The sequence below is a fragment of the Thermopolyspora flexuosa genome, from assembly GCF_006716785.1.
GTDB lineage: Bacteria > Actinomycetota > Actinomycetes > Streptosporangiales > Streptosporangiaceae > Thermopolyspora > Thermopolyspora flexuosa.
On sequence record NZ_VFPQ01000001.1, the window covers coordinates 1702694 to 1723638 of the forward strand.

General features: G+C 74.7%; 14 protein-coding genes. 7 read left to right on the forward strand and 7 right to left on the reverse strand.

What is annotated here, in order from left to right:
- Positions 1-125: 125 nt before the first annotated feature.
- The gene (locus FHX40_RS07340; RefSeq protein WP_229788682.1) at positions 126-1571 is read right to left on the reverse strand and encodes an alpha/beta hydrolase family protein; all 1446 of its coding nucleotides are present in this window, start codon (positions 1569-1571) and stop codon (positions 126-128) included.
- Positions 1572-1735: 164 nt separating this feature from the next.
- On the opposite strand from FHX40_RS07340, the gene FHX40_RS07345 reads away from it, so the two are divergent.
- Both FHX40_RS07345 and FHX40_RS07350 read left to right on the forward strand, forming a co-directional pair.
- Positions 1736-2863 carry an exonuclease SbcCD subunit D gene (locus FHX40_RS07345; protein WP_142258914.1) on the forward strand — a complete coding sequence of 376 codons (1128 nt, stop codon included), beginning with the start codon at positions 1736-1738 and terminating at the stop codon, positions 2861-2863.
- The gene (locus FHX40_RS07350; protein WP_142258915.1) at positions 2864-7042 is read left to right on the forward strand and encodes an AAA family ATPase; all 4179 of its coding nucleotides are present in this window, start codon (positions 2864-2866) and stop codon (positions 7040-7042) included. It abuts the gene before it with no gap.
- Positions 7043-7077: 35 nt separating this feature from the next.
- Here the strand turns inward: FHX40_RS07350 and FHX40_RS07355 are convergent, their stop codons facing one another.
- Together FHX40_RS07355 and FHX40_RS07360 are read right to left on the reverse strand one after the other, a co-directional pair.
- A complete protein-coding gene (locus FHX40_RS07355; protein ID WP_142258916.1) occupies positions 7078-7818 on the reverse strand; it encodes a M50 family metallopeptidase in 741 nt (246 codons plus the stop codon).
- Between the two features lie 40 nt (positions 7819-7858).
- A complete protein-coding gene (locus FHX40_RS07360; RefSeq protein WP_142258917.1) occupies positions 7859-10072 on the reverse strand; it encodes a thiamine pyrophosphate-dependent enzyme in 2214 nt (737 codons plus the stop codon).
- Between the two features lie 190 nt (positions 10073-10262).
- Here FHX40_RS07360 and FHX40_RS07365 point away from each other — a divergent pair, with 190 nt between their 5' ends.
- Complete coding sequence (locus FHX40_RS07365; protein ID WP_142258918.1) at positions 10263-11639, forward strand: hydroxyisourate hydrolase; 1377 nt, start codon at positions 10263-10265, stop codon at positions 11637-11639.
- Positions 11640-11770: 131 nt separating this feature from the next.
- On the opposite strand, the gene FHX40_RS07370 is transcribed toward FHX40_RS07365, so the two are convergent.
- From FHX40_RS07370 to FHX40_RS07385, 4 genes are all read right to left on the reverse strand, one after another.
- A complete protein-coding gene (locus FHX40_RS07370; protein WP_142258919.1) occupies positions 11771-12625 on the reverse strand; it encodes an ABC transporter permease in 855 nt (284 codons plus the stop codon).
- Positions 12626-12669: 44 nt separating this feature from the next.
- On the reverse strand, positions 12670-13650 hold the full coding sequence (locus FHX40_RS07375) for an ATP-binding cassette domain-containing protein (RefSeq protein WP_142258920.1): 981 nt from the start codon (positions 13648-13650) through the stop codon (positions 12670-12672).
- Positions 13640-14329, reverse strand: a complete 690-nt coding sequence (locus tag FHX40_RS07380; RefSeq protein ID WP_142258921.1) for a PadR family transcriptional regulator — start codon at positions 14327-14329, stop codon at positions 13640-13642. Before FHX40_RS07380 ends, FHX40_RS07375 begins: the two co-directional genes overlap by 11 nt.
- A gap of 97 nt (positions 14330-14426) precedes the next feature.
- Positions 14427-15029: an SACE_7040 family transcriptional regulator gene (locus FHX40_RS07385; protein ID WP_142258922.1), complete on the reverse strand. Its 603-nt coding sequence runs from the start codon at positions 15027-15029 to the stop codon at positions 14427-14429.
- Positions 15030-15189: 160 nt separating this feature from the next.
- Between FHX40_RS07385 and FHX40_RS07390 the strand changes: the two genes are divergently transcribed.
- From FHX40_RS07390 to FHX40_RS07405, 4 genes are read left to right on the forward strand one after another with little or no spacing between them, the layout of a single operon-like run.
- The gene (locus FHX40_RS07390) at positions 15190-16776 is read left to right on the forward strand and encodes a carboxyl transferase domain-containing protein (protein WP_373286894.1); all 1587 of its coding nucleotides are present in this window, start codon (positions 15190-15192) and stop codon (positions 16774-16776) included.
- An 8-nt stretch (positions 16777-16784) separates the two neighbouring features.
- The gene (locus FHX40_RS07395) at positions 16785-18743 is read left to right on the forward strand and encodes an acetyl/propionyl/methylcrotonyl-CoA carboxylase subunit alpha (protein ID WP_142258924.1); all 1959 of its coding nucleotides are present in this window, start codon (positions 16785-16787) and stop codon (positions 18741-18743) included.
- Complete coding sequence (locus tag FHX40_RS07400; protein ID WP_142258925.1) at positions 18740-19720, forward strand: hydroxymethylglutaryl-CoA lyase; 981 nt, start codon at positions 18740-18742, stop codon at positions 19718-19720. Before FHX40_RS07395 ends, FHX40_RS07400 begins: the two co-directional genes overlap by 4 nt.
- 20 nt (positions 19721-19740) lie before the next feature.
- Positions 19741-20916 (forward strand): acyl-CoA dehydrogenase family protein, encoded by a 1176-nt coding sequence (locus FHX40_RS07405; protein ID WP_142261608.1) that lies wholly within the window; start codon positions 19741-19743, stop codon positions 20914-20916.
- The last annotated feature ends 29 nt before the right edge of the window (positions 20917-20945 follow it).

Sequence of the window (20945 nt, forward strand, 5' to 3'; positions counted from 1 at the left end):
GGAGCGTATTCAGTGTCCTCTCGTTGTTTAGGGGGTTCACGTGAACACGCCGGGAAGGATCGGGACATCCGGCCAACGATGTGGCAAAGGGCCGGTAAACGGTGACTTCGGGCCTTGGCCGCCCGTTACCAGGGCAGGGAGAACAGCCCGTAGTAGGCCCCGGCGACGAGCAGCACGCCCGCCCCGCCGAGCACGCCGCCGAGCGCCAGCCACTGCCACCGGCTCGGCTGCCAGCCGTCCCGCAGCGCCGCGTGCACCGCGAGGCCCGCGAGCACCTCCTGCACCAGCAGCAGTACGGCGAGCACCCGGACCACGAGCCAGCCGGCGAGCACCGCGGGCCAGGCCCCGGCCTGGTTCACCGAGAACAACACGATCAGCGTGATGAACGCGACGATCGCGGCGAGCAGCCCGGCCGCGGTGTACGCGATGCGCCGCAGCCGCCCGCGGATCGGCGGCCACACCCGGGCGTTGGTCTGCTCGGCGGGCTCGCCGCCGCGCAGCCGTACCACGAGCTCGGTCACCGGGGCGGCGATGAACCCCACGGCGACGAGCATCAACGTGAGCGAGAGGAACTCCATGTCCCCGTACCAGGGGGCGCGGGGCACGTCGGCCGCCTCGTACCGCTGCACCGGCCGGGCCCCGGCGATCGGGATCCCGGGCCGGGCGGTGTCCGGCAGGCCGAGGATCCAGCGGCCGAGCGTGGGCAGGTACTCGGGCGCGTACGGCCCGCCGTTGATCCGCATCGCGTGGTCGGCGCCCGCGAGGAAGCGGATCGTGTAGTTCCGGTTGCCGCCCTCCTCCAGCGCGGTGGTGAGGGTGCGGGTGCTCTCCACGAACGGGATCGACGGGTCGGCCGTGCCGTACAGCGCGAGCACCGGCTGGCTGATCCCGCGGATCGCCGGGGTGCCGTCGTAGCGCAGGAAGTCGAAGCCGACCCCGCCCATCGCCCGGGTGAGCAGGTCACGCACCCCGTACGGCGCGTGCAGCCGCAGCAGCTGCTCGTTGAGCGCCCAGGCGACCTGGCGCATGGGGGAGACGTTCGGGGAGGACACGAGCACCACGAACCGCACGTCCGTGCTGCGGGACGCGGCGATCGGCACCACCCAGCCGCCCTCGCTCACCCCCCAGATCCCGGTGCGCGACAGGTCGACGTCGGGCCGGCGGCGCAGCTGCTCGATCATGCGCAGCGCGTCGTCGGCGAGCAGCCCGAAGTCGCGGTGGCGAAACGAGTAGCCGACGGTGCGCTTCTCGTAGACGAGGGTCACGATCCCGGCCCGGGCGAGCCAGTCGGCCGCCTCGGCGAACTCCTCCCGGTCGCCGCGCCCCGACCCCTGGACGAACACCATCGCCGGATGCCGCCCGGGCTTCCTCGGCGCCCGGATCGTGGCCTTCAGCGCGGTGCCCCGCACCGGGACGGTGATCTCCTCCTCGGAGATCGGCGCGGTGGCGGGGACCGGCGCGTACTCGGCGGCGGGCTGCGCGGGGATGGCGCCGAGTTCCTCGTTGAGGCGCGGGGGATCGAACGACGGCGGGGAGAGCAGCGCCCCGACCGTCGCCAAGACCGCCAGCACGACGCCGATGGCAACGCCCAGTGTGCCCCGGCCCACAGCCATCGCTTGACGACCCCGCAGCACGTGTCGAGTTGTCCTCTGTCGAACACTGTACGGCACGGTAATGAGACCTGTGAGGCACAAGCGACGGCGATTGTTGCCGGGACCTGTTAGCTTCGTGCGACATGCGGGTGCTCCACACCTCCGACTGGCACCTGGGACGGACGTTCCATCGGGAGAGCCTGCTCGGCGCGCAGGCGGCGTTCATCGACCACGTGCTGGAGACGGTCCGGGCCGAGCGCGTCGACGTGGTCGTCGTCAGCGGTGACCTGTACGACCGGGCGCTGCCGCCGGTCGACGCGGTGGCGCTGTGCGACGAGGCGCTGCGCCGGCTCGTCGCCGCGGGCATCCAGGTGATGATCATCAGCGGGAACCACGACTCGGCCACCCGGCTCGGGTTCGGCACCGACCTGCTGGGCGCCGCGGGGGTGCACCTGCGCACCGCCCCGGACCGCGCCTGGCGGCCGGTGACCATCGACGGGGTGAGCTTCTACGGCATCCCCTACCTGGAGCCGGAGCTGGTGCGCGGCCCGTGGGAGCTGCCCGAGCGCAGCCACACCGCCGCGCTCGGGCACGCCATGGCGCGCATCCGCGAGGACGCCGCGGGCCGCGGCACCCGCACCGTGGTGCTCGCCCACGCGTTCGTCACCGGCGGTCAGGCGAGCGACAGCGAGCGCGACATCAGCGTCGGCGGGGTGGCGCACGTGCCGGTGAGCGTGTTCGACGGGATCGACTACGTCGCGCTCGGCCACCTGCACGGCGCCCAGCGCATGACCGAGACCGTGCGGTACAGCGGCTCGCCGATCGCCTACTCCTTCTCCGAGGCGGGCCAGGTGAAGGGGTCCTGGCTGGTGGACATCGGCCCGGACGGGTTCGCGGGCGCCGAGTTCGTGCCCGCGCCGGTGCCGCGGCCGATCGCGCGGCTGCGCGGCACGCTCGACCACCTGCTCACCGACCCCGACTACGCCCGCTTCGAGGACCACTGGCTGCACATCACCCTCACCGACCCGCTGCGGCCGAAGGCCGCGATGGAGCGGCTGCGGCAGCGCTTCCCGCACACGCTCGCGCTCGCCTTCGAGCCCGAGGGCGCCGAGGCGCCGGCCCGCCGTACCCGGACCACGGCCGGGCGGCCCGACATCGAGGTGGCGCTCGACTTCGTGCGCGACGTGCGCGGCGAGCCCGCCGACGAGGACGAACGACGGCTGCTCGAGCAGGCGCTCGCCGCCTGCCGCATCAAGGAGGCGACCACGTAGATGCGCCTGCACCGCCTGCGGCTCACCGCGTTCGGCTCCTTCCCGGGCGAGGAGGAGGTCGACTTCGACGCGCTCGGCGCGTCCGGGCTCTTCCTCGTGCACGGCCCCACCGGCGCGGGCAAGACCACCGTGCTCGACGCGATCTGCTTCGCGCTGTACGGCAGGGTGCCCGGGCACCGGGACAACGCGCGCAGCCTGCGCTGTGACCACGCCCCGCCGGAGCGGGGGCCGAGCGTGGAGCTGGAGTTCACGCTGCGCGGCAGGCGGCTGCGGGTCACCCGGTCGCCCGCGTGGCAGCGCCCCAAGCTGCGCGGCGAGGGGTTCGTCGAGGAGAAGCCCAAGGTCATCGTGTCCGAGCTGGTCAACGGCGAGTGGGTGGGGCGCACCCGCCGCCTCGACGAGGCCGGGCACCTGCTGGGCGACCTGCTCGGCATGTCCGCCGAGCAGTTCTGGCAGGTCGTGATGCTGCCGCAGGGCGACTTCGCGCGGTTCCTGCGCGCCACCGGCGACGAGCGCGGGCGGCTGCTGCGGCACCTGTTCTCGGTGCAGGTGTTCACCGACGCCGAGAACTGGCTCGCCGAGCACCGCACCCGGATGGGCCGGGAGCGGCAGGAGCTCGCCCACGCCGTGGAGGTGATCGTCCGGCGCATGGAGGAGGCGGCCGGCGAGCACCTGCTCGCGCACCCGGGGGAGGCCGCGGCCGAGCCCGGCACCGTGTCCGACGCGGCGCCCGCCGGCATGTCCGCGGACGCGGCCTCCGGCACCCTGTTCGACATCGCGCCCGGCACGCCGGTCGGCGCGGTGCCCGCGGCGGCGGCCGGTCCGGTGCGGAAGGAGGCGCACGTCCTCGCGGACCCGGCCGAGGACCCGCTCGGCTGGGCCGACGGGCTGATCGCGCGGGCGGCGGCGCTCGCCGCCGAGGCGGGGGAGGTCTGCGCGGCGCGGGAGACGTCGGCGCAGGAGGCGTGGCGGCGGCTCGACGCGGCGCGGGCGCTCGCCGACCGGCAGCGCCGGTACGCGGACGCGCTCGCCCGGCGGGCCGCGCTGGAGGAGGCCGCCGCGGAGCGCGCCGAGCTGGAGGCGGTGCTCGACGCGGCGGCGCGGGCCGACCGGGTACGGCCGCTCGCGGACGCGGTGACCGTACGGGCCGAGGCCGCCACGAAGGCCGCCCGGGTCGCCGCCGACGCCCTCGCCCGCATCCCGGTGCCCGACCCGGACGCGCCGGGCGGCGGGGACGGCGCGGGGGCCGAGCGGCCCGCCCCCGACCCGGAGTGGCTGGCGACGCTGGAGCGCAGGAGGCGCGACGAGATCGCCCGGCTCGACGGGCTGCGCGCCGAGGAGGAGCGGCTCCGCACGCTCCGGGCCGAGCACGAGGCCCTGGAGAAGGACCTCGCCGGCTGGACCGGGCGGGAACGCGAGATCACCGATCGGCTCGCCGTGCTGCCCGAGCGGCGCCGCCGCGCCGAGGAGGAGCTGAACGCGGCCCGGATCGCCGCCGCCCGCCTGCCCGGCGCCGAGGCGGCCTGCGCGCGGGCGGCCGAGCTCGCCGCGGCGGTCACCGCGCTCGGCCGGGCCCGCGCCGCCCTGCCGTACGGCGTCGGCGAGGGAGCCGATGCGCTCACCCGGGCCGAGCGCGAGCGGCGGGACGAGATCGCCCGCCTCGCCGCGCTCGGCGAGGACGAGGAACGGCTCGCCGAGGTGGAGCGGCGCCTCGCCGAGCTCGCGGCCGAGGCGGAGGGGCTCGCGGTACGGCGTGACGCCGCCCGGGCCGCGCTGGAGGGGCTGCCGGAACGGCTCGCGGAGGCGACCGCCGCGCTCGACGCGGCGCGGGGCGAGGCCGCGCGGGTGCCCGCCGGGCAGGCCGCGGTGGACGCCGCCCGGGCCCGGCTGGAGGCGGTGCTGCGCCGGGACGCGCTGGCCCGGGAGCTGGCGGACGCCGAGCGGGAGCGGCGGGCCGCCACCGACCGGGCGCAGGAGCTCCGGGAGCGGCTGCTGGAGATCCGGCAGGCGCGCATCGAGGGCATGGCCGCCGAGCTCGCCCGGCACCTGGTGCCGGGCGAGCCGTGCGCGGTGTGCGGGTCCACCGAGCATCCCGCCCCGGCGGCGGCAGCGGCGGCGGGGCCGAGCGCCGATGACGAGGCGGCGGCCCAGGAACGGTACGAGGTCGCCGACCGGGCGCGGGGGGAGGCCGAGCGCCGCTGTGCCGTACTCGCCGGTGACCTGGAGACCGCCCGCGCGGCGGCCGGGGAGGCGTCCGAGGCCGAGGCGCGCGACGCGCTCGAGCGGGCCGAGGCCGAGGTCGCCCGGCTGCGCGACGCCGCCGAGCGGGAGCCCGGCCTGGCGGCGCGGGCCGACGAGCTGCGGCGCGAGCTGGAGGCCATCGAGCACGCCCTGCGCGAGGCCGATCGGGAGCTCGCCGAGCACGAGACGCGGCGCGCCGCGCTCGCCGGGGAGCGCGACCGGCTCGCCGCCCGGCTGGAGGCGGCGCGCGGCGAGGACGACTCGGTTCGCGCCCGGCGGGACCGGCTCGCCGCCGAGGCCGAGCTGATCCGCGCGGCGATCGACGCGGCCGACCGGGCCGGGCAGGCGCGGGCCGCGTACCGGGCCGCCCGCGCCGGGATCGACGACGAGCTCGCCGCCGCGCTCGACCACGGCCTCGCCGAGGTGGAGGCGGCGACCGGCGACGGCGAGGCCGCGCCGCGCGACGCGACGGCGAGGGCCGGGAACCTCGCCGCGCAGGACGCGGACGGCGCCGCGACCGCCTGGGCAGGCACGGCCGCGGATGGCGTCGCGGATGGTGCGCCGGGCGACGACCTGTCCGGCGGCGTCGGGGCGGGTGCGGGTACGGCCGCGCTCGGTGCCGTGCCGGAGCCCGCCGGGCTCGACGCCGACCCGGTCGACCGGGCCCTGGGCGCGCTGCCCGGAACCGGCATGGCCGCGGCGCGGGCGATCCTGGCCCGGCTGCGCGCGTCCGCGGCCCGCGAGCCGGAGCTGGCCGCGGAGGCCGAGCGGCTCGCGGCCGAGGCGGAGCGGCTCGCCGCCGAGATGACCGAGCTGACCCAGCGGATCGCCGCCGGGCGGGCGCGCCGGGACGAGCTCGCCGCGGACATCGACCGCATCGGCGCGCTGGTGGCCGAGGCGCGCGGCGCCGACGCCACGCTCGCCGCCCGGCTCGACCGGCTCGCCGAGGAGGCCGACCTGCTGCGCGAGGCCGCGGAGGCCGCCACGCTCGCGGTCACCGCCGACGCCGAGCTCGCCGCCGCCCGCCTGCAGGCCGAGCAGGCCGCGCGCGAGGCCGGGTTCGCGAGCCTCGCCGAGGCCGAGGCCGCGGCGCGCCCACCGCAGGAGCGGGAGGCGATGGCCGAGCGGCTGCGCGAGCTCGACGGCGAGCGGATCGCGGTCACCCGGCTGCTTCAGGACCCCGAGCTCGTCGCCGCGGCGGCCGAGCCCGAGCCGGACCTCGCCGCGCTCGAGGCCGCCTGGCAGGCCGCCGCCGACGACCACCAGGCCGCGGTCAGCGCCCGGGACGAGGCGGCCCGCCGCCACGAGCGGCTCGTCGCGCTGCGCGGCGAGCTCGACGAGGCCTGGGGCAGGCTGCGGCCCGCGCAGGAACGGTACGAGCTCGCCAAGCGCATGGCCGAGCTGGTCGGCGGCACCTCACCCGACAACCCGCACCACATCCGGCTGTCGTCGTATGTGCTCGGCGAGCGGCTGCGGCAGGTGGTGGACGCCGCCAACGAGCGCCTGGAGCACATGTCCGCGGGCCGCTACCTGCTCCTGCACGACCTGCGGCGCGCCGCGGGCGACCGCCGCAGGACCGGCGGCGGGCTCGGCCTGCGCGTACTCGACGGCTGGACCGGCGTCGACCGCGACCCGGCCACCCTGTCCGGCGGGGAGAGCTTCATCTGCGCGCTCGCGCTCGCCCTCGGCCTCGCCGACGTGGTCGCCGCCGAGGCGGGCGGGGTCGAGATCGGCACGCTCTTCGTCGACGAGGGCTTCGGCACGCTCGACGAGGACACCCTCGACGGCGTGCTCGACATCCTCGACGAGCTGCGCTCCGGCGGCCGCACCGTCGGCATCGTCAGCCACGTCGCCGAGCTGCGCACCCGGATCAAGGCCCGGCTCCAGGTTGACAAGGGCCGCACCGGCTCCACGCTGCGGGTGATCGCCGCGGCCTGAGCGAGCGGCGCCCGGCCGTACGGCACGCCCGCCGGTCAGGGGACGAGCGCCGAGACCAGGCCGCGGGGGAGGAGGTCGGCCGGCAGCAGGAGGTAGCCGCCGTAGACCAGCGAGGCGGCCGCGACGACGAAGAAGAAGCCGACCCACACCGTGCCCGGGATGCGGGTGAGCCGGGCGAGCTGGTCGGCGTCGGAGTTGCCCGCCGTACCGCGGCGGCGCTTGCCCTGCAGCTCGAAGATCGGCCGCACCCCGCCGACGAGCAGGAACCACACGCCGAGGTAGGCCACCACGCCCTGCACCTCGTCGGGGGTGAACCAGGACAGCGCGAACAGCGCGCCGCCGACCACGAGCAGGGAGACCGCGCCGAACACGTTCCGGATCAGCAGCAGCATGCCCGCGAGCAGCACGAGCGCGCCCCACAGCAGCACCCGGACGTAGCCCGCGGAGGCGAGCACCGCGCCGCCGAGGCCGAGCAGCGACGGGGCGACGTACCCCGCCGCGGCGGTGGCGATCATGCCGAGGCCGGTGGGCTTGCCCTTGGTGAGCGTCACGCCGCTGGTGTCCGAGTGCAGCCGGATGCCCGCGAGCTTGCGCCGGCTGAGCAGCGCGGCGAGCGCGTGCCCGCCCTCGTGCGCGATCGTGATCAGGCCGCGGGTGATCTGCCAGGAGGTCGGGTGGAGCACCACGGCGAGCACACCGAGCCCGCAGGCCACGATCACCAGGTCCGGGGGCGGCGCTTGCGGCGTGGCCAGCTCTTTCCACAGGGCGTCGAGCATCTGCGGCAGGTCACCTCTGCTTCGGATCGGGGGCGGGGGATCAGCCGAGGAGCTTGCGCGCGGCCTCCTCGATCTCGGCCTCGGACAGCAGCACGAGGTCGGCGGCCGCGCCGAGCGGGACGAAGCTGTCGCTGGAGGTCACCCGGGCGATGCGGCCGGTGAACCCGGCGTCGATCAGCGCCATCGCCACGCTCTCCGACACCCCGCCGCTGCGCCGGGTCTCGTCGGCGATCAGCACCCGGCCGGTGAGCTCGGCGGCGTGCACCAGGTCGGCCACCGGCAGCGGGGAGAGCCAGCGCAGGTCGAGCACGCGGCAGCCGTACCCCTCGGCGGTGAGCCGCACCGCGACGCGCAGGCTCATCCGCAGCCCGTTGCCGAACGTCACGATGGTCAGCTCGCGGCCGTCGCCGTAGGTGCGGGCGCGGCCGATCGGCACGTGCGTCTCCGCCCAGCGGCTCGGCGGCTGGTACGGCGCCAGCCACCCGTTGTCGCCGTCCTCGAACAGGTCGCGGGTGTGGTAGAGCGCGATCGGCTCGAGGAAGATGCACACCTCGCCGTCGACGCGCGCGGCGGCAAGGCAGGTGCGCAGCATCGCGGCGGCGTCGTCCGGCCGGGCCGGGGAGGCGACCACCACGCCCGGGATGTCGCGCAGCGCGGCGACCGAGTCGTCGTTGTGGAAGTGCCCGCCGAACCCCTTCTGGTAGGCGTAGCCGGGCACCCGCACCACCATCGGGTTGCGGTACGCGCCCTGCGAGAAGAACCGCAGCGTGGACGCCTCGCCGCGGATCTGGTCGAGCGCGTTGTGGATGTAGGCGAGGTACTGGATCTCCGGCACCGGCAGCAGGCCGGACAGCCCCGAGCCGAGCGCGAGGCCGAGGATCGCCTGCTCGTCGAGCAGGGTGTCGAACACCCGGCCCGCGCCGAACCGGCGCAGCAGCCCGCGGGTCACGCCGTACACGCCGCCCTTGCGGGCCACGTCCTCGCCGAAGGCCACGATCGACGGGTCGGCGGCCATCGCGTCGGCGAGCGTGCGGTTGATCGACTGGGCGAGGGTGAGCGGCCCCTCCTCCTCGGGGAGGCGGGCGAAGACCTCCCGGCGCCGCTCCTCGGGGGCGGCGCGGGCCACCTCGGCGGCGACCGCGTCCGGGCGGCGCGGCGCGAGCGGCGCCATCACCTGGATCGCGCTGGTGAGCTTGGGCCGCCCGGCGGCCTCGTCGGCGAGCTCGAGCACCCTGGCGCGCAGCGCCTCGTACCGGGCGAGCACCTCCTCGGGGGTGAGCAGCCCGGCCTCGACGAGCAGGCGGGCGGTGCCGATGAGCGGGTCGCGGGCGAGCCCGGCCGCGATCTCGCGCGGCGAGCGGTACGCGCTCTCCACGTCCGACCCGGCGTGCCCCATGAGCCGCACCGTGCGCAGGTGGAGCAGCGCCGGGCGGCGGCGGGTGCGCACCAGCTCGGCGGCCTGACACGCCACGTCGTAGGCCTCGGCGAGGTCGTGGCCGTCCGCGGTGAAGTACGCGATCTGCGGGTGGCGGGCCGCCTCGATCCAGCCGGACGGGGTGCGCACGCTGATCCCGATGCCGTTGTCCTCGCACACGAACAGCACCGGCGCGGGCAGCCCTTGGTAGGCCGCGTACGCCGCGGAGTTGACGCCGGTGAGCGCGCTGGCGTGGTTCGCCGAGGCGTCGCCGTAGCTGCACACCACGATCGCGTCGGCCGGCCACGGCGAGGGCAGGCCGAGCTTGCGGGCGCGCTCGATGGCGAACGCGACCCCGGTCGCCCGCGGCAGGTGGCTCGCGATCGTGGAGGTCATCGGGACGATCGCGAGGTCCGGATGCCCGAACACCTTGTGCCGCCCGCCCGCGATCGGCTCCTCGGCCGAGGCGGTGATCCCGAGCAGCACGTCGCGCAGGCCCGCCTCCGGCGGGCGCCCCGCCTGGGCGGACCGGGTCAGGTAGAACGCGCCCGACCGGTAGTGGAGCAGAGCGGGGTCGGTGGGACGCAGCGCGGCGGCCACGGCTGCGTTGCTCTCGTGGCCCGCCGAGCCGATCGTGTAGAACGCCTGACCCCGTTCCTTCAGCACCCGGGCCGCGATGTCGAGCAGGCGGCTGCCGAGCTGGAAGTCGAAAAGTTCCAGGCAGCGGGCCCCGGTGAGCGCGCTTCCCTCGCGCACCGGCAGGGCCGGATCGCGCGGGGCGCCGGGGCGCAGCGCCGCGACGGTCTCGGTGAAGTTCGTCTCAACGATGTCGCGGGCCACAGCCCGATTATGTCCCTTCACCCCGCGTCGTGTCCCCAATCGATTGTGGACCGCTCCAATTCAACTGTTTTTCATGACAAATTGTCAAATCGCACAACCGAGAGTCAGAAATGACCGTCTACTGGCTGAAGACCAGACGTGGCACCCTCAACGCCGCGTCCAACAGAGACGGGGAAGGATGGCTACCCGAATGTTGCGACGCATCACTACCGTCGTGGCCACGGTGGCGGTCGGGTCGGTGACCCTGGTGACCGCACCGGCGGCCGCCGCGACGGTAGGGGCCCCCAAGGCCCCGACCATCACCAGCGTGGTGGTGCAGCCGAACCCGGTCGTGGTTCCGAGCGAGAAGCGGGTGACGGTCACGTTCAGCTTCGTGACCGGCAACGACGCCACGGAGGCCGAGGCCTACCTCAAGCCCCCGGCCCCGAGCGTGGAGACCAAGATCACGCTGACCAAGCGGAACCTCGGGTTCGGCAAGGCCCAGTGGACCGCGACCCACAGCTTCGACCGGAGCGCGAAGCCGGGCTCGTGGAACCTGCGCGTGTACGCCAAGAACAGCGGCGGCGACGCCTCCGGCAACAAGAGCTTCGAGGTCCGGCAGGTCTGGAAGACCGCATTCACGAACTTCGACGCCCGCCCGCGCCTGGTGCGCGAGGGCGACCGGATCCGGCTCGACGGCAGGCTGCAGGTCGAGACCGCGGGCGGCGGCAGGAAGGCGCTCGCCGGGGAGCGCGTGCACATCGCCTTCCGGCCGCTCGGCGGCCGGTCCTGGGTGCGCGTCGACTCCACCCGTACCCGCCGTGACGGCGGCTTCGGCGAGTTCGTCCGGGCCACCCGGTCCGGCTGGTACCGGGCCGAGTACGACGGCTCCAAGACCACCCACCCCGCCAAGAGCGAGGCCGACCGCGTGACGGTCAAGCCGCGCGAGCTCGCCACCCGGATCAGCGACTTCGACGTCGCGCCGCGCAGCGTGGCGGCGGGCGGGAAGGTCACGGTCACCGGCCGCCTCCAGGCCGCCGACGGGCGCGGCTGGGACGGCGTGCGCGGCCGCCGGGTCGACATCTTCTTCCAGGAGAAGGGCTCCGGTGAGTGGGTGCGGGTCGGCTCCGACCGCACCGACCGCTTCGGCCGGTTCCGCGAGCGGATCACCGCGAAGGCGCCCGGCTGGTGGCGCGCCGTCTTCGACGGCGGGCGCGGCCTGAAGGGCAGCGAGAGCCGGGTCGTCTGGGTGGCCGCCGAGAGCAAGGCCGACACCCGCATCGTCCGGTTCGACGCGTTCCCCGAGCCGGTGCGGTTCGGCCGGTTCCTCAACTTCCGCGGCAAGCTGCAGGTGCTCGACGGCAAGCGGTGGGTTCCGTTCGACCGGCAGAAGGTGCGGCTCTACTTCAAGGCCGACGGCAGGCGGAAGTGGGAGCTCGTGAAGGACGCCCGGACCGGCCGCGACGGCGGGTTCGCGCTGCGTGAGCGGGCCTTCCGGTCCGGCTGGTGGCGGGTCGTCTTCGCGGGCGACGCCAGGACCGAGGAGGCGGTGGCGCGTCCCGACCACGTGCGGGTCGTGCGCCGCTGACGCGCCGTGCCGTACGGCGGTGCCGCGCGCGGGCCTCGGCCCGGACGGCGCCGCCGTACCGGCGGACGGCACAGCGTGAGGCGGCCCGGGGCCGGGTGCCCAGGGCCGCCTTTCGCCGCCTTCGGCCGGGGTCAGTCGGTACGCCGGAACTGGGCGATGGCGACGCCGAGGAACGCGGCGCCGACCAGCGCGACCATGCCGAGCTCCAGCGCGACGGGAACCTGCCAGCCGAACCAGTGCACGCCCGGGTTGAGCATCGCGTTCACCTCGGGGGTGACGTCGAGGTGGCCGAAGACCGCCTGCCGCATCGGGTCCACCGCGTACGTCAGCGGGTTGATCGTGGTGAGCACGTGCAGCCACGAGGGCAGGCCGGCGAGCGGGAACATCGCCCCCGACAGGAACATCATCGGCATGATCGCCATCTGCATCATGCCGAAGAAGCTCTGCATGTTCTTCATGCGCGCGGCGAAGGTGGTGCCGAACGCGGTGATGGTGAACGCCGCCAGGAACATCTCGCCGAGCAGCGTCAGCATCAGCACCGGGTCGTACGGCACGCCGACCAGGCCGGCGAGCGCGAGGATGATCACGCCCTGGCCGGTGGCGACGACCGCGCCGCCCAGGCACTTGCCGATGACGATCGCGCCGCGGCCGACCGGGGCGACGAGCATCTCGCGCAGGAAGCCGAACTCCCGGTCCCACACGATCGACCCGGCCGAGAACATCGCCGTCATGATCACGGTCATCGAGATCATGCCGGGGTACATGAAGGTGCGGAAGTCGACGCCGGGGATCGACCCCTGCACCAGGGTGCCGAGGCCGGTGCCCATGATGAACAGCCACAGCACCGGCTGGACCAGCATCGACGCCATGCGCGTGCGGTCGTTGAGGAACCGCAGCATCTCGCGGTGCAGCACGACCTTGATCGCGCGCAGGTTGTGGCCGGTGCCGCGCAGCGGCACGCGGACCGACACGACTTCGGTTGCCATATGCCGTCTTCCCTGGGTGTCGGTGTCTTCGTCCGTGCCCTCCGCTAGCGGCGGGCCATCATGCGCCAGGCCGACGCGGGGTCGGCCTCGGCGTCGCGGATCGTGGTGCCGGTGTACTTCATGAACACGTCGTCGAGGGACGGCCGGGAGACGCTCACCGAGCGGATCGGCATGCCGAGCTCGGCGAACAGCCGGGGCACGAACTCCTCACCGGACGGCACCGCGAAGGTGACCGCGCCGTCGTGCACCGCGGCGTCGATGCCGAACCGCTCCTTGAGCGCGGCGATCGCGGCCTCGTCGTCCCCGGTGTGGATCTGCACCCGGTCCCGGCCGACGCTCGCCTTGAGCGCCTCGGGGGAGTCGATGACCACGATCCGGCCGTGATCCATGATCGCGATGCGGTCGCAGTACTCGGCCTCGTCCATGTAGTGCGTGGTCATGAAGATCGTGATGTCCTCGAGGTGCCGCAGCTTGTTGATGTAGCCCCAGATCGCGGCACGGGTCTGCGGGTCGAGGCCGACCGTGGGCTCGTCGAGGAAGAGCACCCGGGGCGAGTGGAGCAGGCCGCGGGCGATCTCCAGGCGGCGCCGCATGCCGCCGGAGTAGGTCTCCACCTTGGCGTCCTTGCGCTCCCACAGCCCCACCATCTCCAGCACCTGGCGGATGCGGCCGTCGAGCAGGCTCTTCGGCACGCCGTACAGCTCGGCGTGGAAGCGCAGGTTCTGCTCGGCGGTGAGGTAGGTGTCGAGGGTCGGGTCCTGGAACACCAGGCCGATGTTGCGCCGCACCTCGTCGCGCTCGGTGACGATGTCGTACCCGGCGACCCGGGCGGTGCCGGAGGTGGGGGTGGCGAGGGTGCACAGCATGCTGATCGTGGTGGTCTTGCCCGCGCCGTTCGGCCCGAGGAAACCGAACACCTCGCCGGGGGCGACCTCGAAGCTCACCCCCTTCACCGCCTCGAAGTCCCCGAAACGCTTGCGCAGCTCGTGGACCGACACCGCGGGAACCTTGATGTCAGTTGTCATCCGTCGTCTCCAGATCGTCCTCGGCGAGGATCCGGAAGATCGCCCGCCTGGTGTCGCGAAGCAACCGTCGTGCCGCCGCCGCCTGCCGGGGATTCGCGATCTGCACCAGTTGCCCGAACGCCTCGTGGAGCTGCGCCCACAGCATGCGCAGCTCGGCCAGATCCTCCGGCAGGGTGCCCGCCACCTGTGCCCACGGGGGCGGCTGCCCGGCGCGCTCGGCCGCGTGGGCGCGGCCCGCGTCGGTGAGCCGGTAGACCCGGCTGCCCGCCGACTCCTCCGAGGTCACCAGCCCCTCGTCCTCCAGCTGCTGCAGGGCCGGGTAGACCGAGCCGGGGCTCGGCCGCCAGATGCCGCAGCTGCGCGCGGCGATCTCCTGGATGAGCTGGTAGCCGTTCCGCGGGCCTTCGGCGAGCAGGGAGAGCACCGCGGCGCGCACGTCGCCCCGCCGTACCCGCGGCGCGATGGCCTGGCACGCCCCCGGCGGATGGGGCGGCGTCGGTGGCAGGGGCGGCACCGGCGCATCCGGCGGTGGGGGCGGCGGATGCGGGGGCGGATCGTGCGGCGGACGAGGCGGCGGGTGGGACGGGGCGCCCGGGGCGCCGAGGAACAGGTCGGCGACCAGGTCGGTCTCGGGGCCGCGCGGCGGGCCGGGCGGGCCCGGGCGTCTCCGATGGGGCATGACGGACTCCTCCAACTATCGAGATACCTAAACGATATATCTAGATAGTTGGGACAAACAAGGCATCGGTTGGGCCGCCGAGAGAAGTTAGTCGGCGTTAACTTTCCGCGAGCGCGGCGAAGGCGGCCTTGGCCATCCGGCGCAGCAGCTCGGCCATGGCCGCCCGGTCGAGCTCCCCGGCGCTGTGCGGGGTGGAGTTGAGCAGGCCGAACACCGCGTGCGCCGCGGCGCGCAGCCGCGGCGGCGGGCAGTGCGGGTGCAGCTCGGCGAGCACGGTCACCCACTCCTCGGCGTACAGCCGCTGCAGCCGCCGGATCCGGCGCCGCTCCGGCTCGGGCACGTTGCCGAGCTCCTGGTCGTGCACCCGGATCAGCGCGGGCTGGTCGAGCGCGAACGAGATCTGCACCTCCAGCAGCCCGTCCAGGGCCTCCTCGGGGCCGCTCGCGGCGGTCACCACCTCCGCCCCGGCGGCGCGCAGCCGCTCGCTGATGTCGAGCAGCATCTCGGCGAGGATCGCCTCCTTGCCGGGGAAGTGCCGGTACAGCGCCGGCCCCGACACCCCGACGGCCGCGCCGATGTCCTCGATCGACACCCCGTGGAAGCCGCGCGCCGCGAACAGCTCCGCGGCGGCCCGCAGGATCTCGGCGCGGCGCGAGCCGCGCGTCCGGGTGGTGGGGGTGGCAGCGGTCATGCTCGACATCCTAAGTTAGTGTTAATTAACATCAGGCGAGAGGGGGTGCCGGATGGGAGTGGACCCCGAATCGTACGCGGCGGAGATCACGAACTCGGCCACGGCGCCGGACACCGTGCCGGACACTGTGGCGGGCACTGCGGCGGGCACTGTGGCGGGCACTGTGGCGGTGCCGGACGGCGTCGTGGACGCCGAGGCGTTCAAGCGGAACGCGGAGACCAACGAGCGGCTCGTCGCCGAGCTGCGCGAGCGGCTCGCCGCCGCGGCGCGCGGCGGCCCCGAGCGGGCCCGGCAGCGGCACGTGGCGCGGGGCAAGATGCTGCCCCGAGACCGGGTGGACGCCCTGCTCGACCCCGGGTCCCGGTTCCTCGAGCTGTCGCCGCTCGCCGCCTACGGCATGTACGGCGACGAGGCGCCGGCGGCGGGCATCATCACCGGGATCGGCCGGGTGTGCGGGCGGCTCTGCGTGATCGTGGCGAACGACGCCACGGTCAAGGGCGGCACCTACTACCCGATGACGGTGAAGAAGCACCTGCGCGCCCAGGAGGTGGCGCTGCAGAACCACCTGCCGTGCATCTACCTCGTCGACTCCGGCGGCGCGTTCCTCCCGATGCAGGACGAGGTGTTCCCGGACCGCGACCACTTCGGCCGCATCTTCTACAACCAGGCCACCATGTCCGCCCGCGGCATCCCGCAGATCGCCGCGGTGCTCGGCTCGTGCACCGCGGGCGGCGCGTACGTGCCCGCGATGAGCGACGAGGCGGTGATCGTCCGAAACCAGGGCACGATCTTCCTCGGCGGCCCGCCGCTGGTGAAGGCCGCCACCGGCGAGGTGGTGAGCGCCGAGGAGCTCGGCGGCGGCGAGGTGCACTCCCGCATCTCCGGCGTCACCGACCACCTCGCCGAGGACGACGCGCACGCGCTGCGCATCGTCCGCGACATCGTCGCCACCCTGCCCCCGCCACCCGCCCCGCAGTGGGCGGTCGAGGCGCCCGAGGAGCCGCCGTACGACCCGCGCGAGCTGTACGGCATCGTGCCGCCCGACCCGCGCACGCCGTACGACGTCCGCGAGGTGATCAGGCGCATCGTCGACGGCGGCCGGTTCGTCGAGTTCAAGGCCGAGTACGGCCCGACCCTGGTGACCGCCTTCGCCCGCATCCACGGCCACCCCGTGGGGATCGTCGCGAACAACGGCATCCTGTTCAGCGAGTCCGCGCTCAAGGGCGCCCACTTCATCGAGCTGTGCGACCGGCGGGTGATCCCGCTGGTGTTCCTGCAGAACATCAGCGGCTTCATGGTGGGCAAGGCGTACGAGCACGGCGGCATCGCCAAGCACGGCGCGAAGATGGTCACCGCGGTCTCCTGCGCCCGGGTGCCGAAGTTCACCGTGATCATCGGCGGCTCGTTCGGCGCGGGCAACTACGCGATGGCCGGGCGGGCGTACGCGCCGCGCTTCCTGTGGATGTGGCCGAACGCCCGGATCTCGGTGATGGGCGGGGAGCAGGCGGCGAACGTGCTCGCCACCGTGCGCCGCGACCAGCTCGGCGACGCCTGGACCGCCGAGGAGGAAGAGGAGTTCAAACGGCCCATCCGCGAGCAGTACGAGCGGCAGGGCAACCCGTACTACTCCACGGCCCGGCTGTGGGACGACGGCGTGATCGACCCGGCGGACACCCGCACGGTGCTCGGCCTCGCCCTGTCGGCCGCGGCGGGCGCCCCGCTCGAGTCCGTCGGCTACGGCGTGTTCCGGATGTGAGGGGAGCGATGTTCGCAACCGTGCTGGTCGCCAACCGGGGGGAGATCGCCGTCCGGATCATCCGCACGCTGCGCCGGCTCGGCGTGCGCTCGGTCGCCGTCTACACGGAGGACGAGCTCGCGGGCGGCGCGCCGCCCCGGCACGTGCGCGACGCCGACGCCGCGGTACGGCTGCCGCGCGGCGGCTACCTCGACGCCGAGGCGATCGTCGAGGCCGCGCTGCGCACCGGGGCCGAGGCGGTCCACCCCGGCTACGGCTTCCTCGCCGAGAACGCCGCGTTCGCCCGGCGGTGCGCGCGGGCCGGGCTCGTGTTCGTCGGCCCGCCGCCGGGGGCGATCGAGGCGATGGGCGACAAGATCCGCGCCAAGGCGACGGTCGCCGCCGCCGGGGTGCCGGTGCTGCCCGGCGGGGCCGAGCCGGACGACGACCTCGCCGAGGCCGCCCGGCGCATCGGCTTCCCGGTGCTGGTCAAGCCGTCCGCGGGCGGCGGCGGCAAGGGCATGCTGCTGGTGCGCTCGGCCGAGGAGCTGCCCGCGGCGCTCGAGTCGGCCCGCCGTACCGCGCGGGCCGCGTTCGGCGACGGGACCCTGCTCGTCGAGCGATACGTGGACCGGCCCCGGCACATCGAGATCCAGGTGCTCGCCGACGCGTACGGATCCGTGGTGCACCTGGGGGAGCGCGAGTGCAGCCTGCAGCGGCGGCACCAGAAGATCGTCGAGGAGGCGCCGTCGCCGCTGCTCGACCCCGAGACCCGGGCCCGGATGGGCGCCGCCGCGGTGGAGGCCGCCCGTGCCGCGGGCTACGTGGGCGCGGGCACGGTCGAGTTCATCGCCCACGAGACCGGCGGCCGCGTGGAGTTCTTCTTCCTGGAGATGAACACCCGCCTCCAGGTGGAGCACCCGGTCACCGAGGCGGTCACCGGCATCGACCTGGTGGAGGCGCAGCTGCGCGTCGCCGCGGGCGAGCCGCTGTGGTTCACCCAGGACGAGGTACGGCTCGCCGGCCACGCGATCGAGGCCCGCGTGTACGCCGAGGACCCGGCGCGCGGCTTCCTGCCCACCGGCGGCACCGTGCTCGTGCTGCGCGAACCCGAGGCCGCGGGTGTGCGGGTCGACTCCGGCCTGCTGCCCGGCACCGTGGTCGGCACGGGCTTCGACCCCATGCTCGCCAAGGTGATCGCGCACGGCCCGGACCGCGCCGAGGCGCTGCGGCGGCTCGACGCCGCCCTCGCCGCCACGACCGTGCTCGGCGTGCCGACGAACGTCGCGTACCTGCGCTCGCTGCTCGCCGACCCCGCCGTGGTCTCCGGCGCGCTCGACACCGGGCTCGCCGAGCGGCACACCCCCGCCCCGGGTCCGCGCGACGACGCGCTCGCCGCCGCGGCGCTGCTGCTGCACGACCGCCCCGTCGGCACCGACCCGTGGGACATCCCGGACGGGTGGCGGATCGGCGAGCGGGCGTGGACCCGCTACCGGCTGCGCGACGGCGAGGCCGCCGTCGAGGTCCGGGTGCGCGGCCTGGCCGGCGCGGCCGAGGTGGCCGTCGGCGACGGCGCCGCCGTACCGGCGCGGCTGCTCGGCCGCCGCGGCGACGAGGTCACGGCCGAGCTCGGCGGGGTCGCCCGCCGGTACGCCTGGGCGCGGGACGGCGACGTGCTGTGGCTCGGGGCCGGCGGGGCGGCCTGGCGGTTCGAGCTCGCCGGCGAGCGGCGCGAGCGGGCCGCGGGCCGGGCCGGCGGCGGCGCGGTGCGCAGCCCGATGCCCGGAACCGTGCTGCTGGTGAAGGTGGCCGAGGGGGAGCGGGTGACCCGCGGCCAGCCCCTGGTGATCGTCGAGGCGATGAAGATGGAACACGTGGTCACCGCCCCGATCGACGGGGTGGTCACCGAGCTGCCCGCCCGCGCGGGACGCCCCGTGGAGCTGGACGCGCTGCTCGCGGTCGTCGAGCCGGAGGAGGAGCGGCCATGACCGCGACCACACCGGCCGGGAACGGCCTGCCGTACCGGGTGCCGCTGGACGGGCTGCCCGATTCCGTGCGGATCTACGAGGTCGGCCCGCGGGACGGGCTGCAGAACGAGTCCGCGGTGATCCCGGTCGAGGTGAAGGCCGAGTTCATCCGGCGGCTCGCCGCCGCCGGGCTCACCGTGATCGAGGCGACGAGCTTCGTGCACCCCAAGTGGGTGCCGCAGCTCGCCGACGCCGACGAGCTGCTCGACCGGCTCGGCCCCATGCCCGGGGTGCGGCTGCCGGTGCTCGTGCCGAACGAGCGCGGCCTGGAGCGGGCGCTGCGCCGCGGCGTGACGGAGATCGCGATCTTCGGCAGCGCCACCGAGACGTTCGCCCGGCGCAACCTCAACCGCGACATCGCCGGGTCGCTGGAGATGTTCGCGCCGGTGGTGGCGCGGGCGCGGGAGGCCGGGCTGCGGGTGCGCGGCTACCTGTCGATGTGCTTCGGCGACCCGTGGGAGGGCCAGGTGCCGATCGGCCGGGTGGTGGAGGTCGGCGCCCGGCTGCTCGAGCTCGGCTGCGACGAGCTGTCCCTCGGCGACACGATCGGCGTCGGCACCCCCGGGCACGTGACCGCGCTGATCGCGGCGTTCGGCGCGGCCGGGATCGGCCCCGAGCGGCTCGCGGTGCACTTCCACGACACCTACGGCCAGGCGCTGGCGAACACGCTCGCCGCGCTGCGCGCCGGGGTGCGCACGGTGGACGCCTCGGCGGGCGGCATCGGCGGCTGCCCGTACGCGAAAAGCGCCACCGGCAACCTCGCCACCGAGGACCTGGTGTGGATGCTGCACGGCCTCGGCATCGAGACCGGCGTGTCCCTGGAGTCCCTGGTGGCGACGAGCGTCTGGCTCGCGGAGCGGCTCGGCCGCCCCAGCCCGTCCCGGGTCGTCCAGGCGCTGGCGAGGCGGCTCAACGAACAGGAGGGGAGCCAGGGATGACCACGGCCACCACGCACCACCTGCCCATGCACATGCTCAGCGAGGAACACGAGACGCTGCGCCGTACCGTCGAGGAGTTCGCCCGCCGCGAGGTCGCCCCGGTGATCGGCGACTACTACGAGCGCTGCGAGTTCCCCTACGAGATCGTCCGCAAGATGGGGGAGCTGGGCCTGTTCGGCCTGCCGTTCCCCGAGGAGTACGGCGGCATGGGCGGCGACTACTTCGCCCTCTGCCTCGCCCTGGAGGAGCTGGCCCGGGTCGACAACTCGGTGGCGATCACCCTCGAGGCGGCGGTGAGCCTCGGCGCGATGCCGATCTACCGGTTCGGCACGCCCGAGCAGAAGGCGACCTGGCTGCCGAAGCTCACCAGCGGCGAGATGCTCGGCGCGTTCGGCCTCACCGAGGCGGGCGGCGGCTCCGACGTGCCCGGCGGCATGCGCACCACGGCCGTGCTCGACGGCGACGAGTGGGTGATCAACGGCACCAAGGCGTTCATCACCAACTCCGGCACCGCGATCACCGGGGTGATCGCCGTCGCCGCGATCACCGGCACCCGGCCGGGCCCGGACGGCCCGCGGCCGGAGATCAGCACGATCCTCGTGCCGAGCGGCACCCCCGGCCTCACCGTGTCCCGCAAGTACTCCAAGGTCGGCTGGAACGCCTCCGACACCCGGGAGCTGTCGTTCACCGACTGCCGGGTGCCCGCGGCGAACCTGCTCGGCGAGCGCGGCCGCGGCTACGCGCAGTTCCTGCAGATCCTCGACGAGGGCCGGATCGCGATCGCCGCGGTCGCGGTCGGCCTCGCCCAGGGCTGCGTGGACGAGTCCCTCGCCTACGCCAAGCAGCGCCGCGCGTTCGGCCACGCCATCGGCGAGTACCAGGCGATCCAGTTCAAGATCGCCGACATGGCGGCCCGGGCGCACACCGCGCGCCTCGCCTACTACCACGCGGCCGCGAAGATGCTCGCCGGCGAGCCGTTCAAGAAGGAGGCCGCGATGGCGAAGCTCGTCGCGTCCAACGCCGCGATGGACAACGCCCGCGACGCCACCCAGATCTTCGGCGGCTACGGCTTCATGAACGAGTACCCGGTCGGCCGGTTCTACCGCGACGCCAAGATCCTCGAGATCGGCGAGGGCACGAGCGAGGTCCAGCGCATGCTCATCGCCCGCGAGCTCGGCCTGCCCGCGCTCTGCTAGCCGTACGGCCGGCCGGGCGGGCCCGGCCG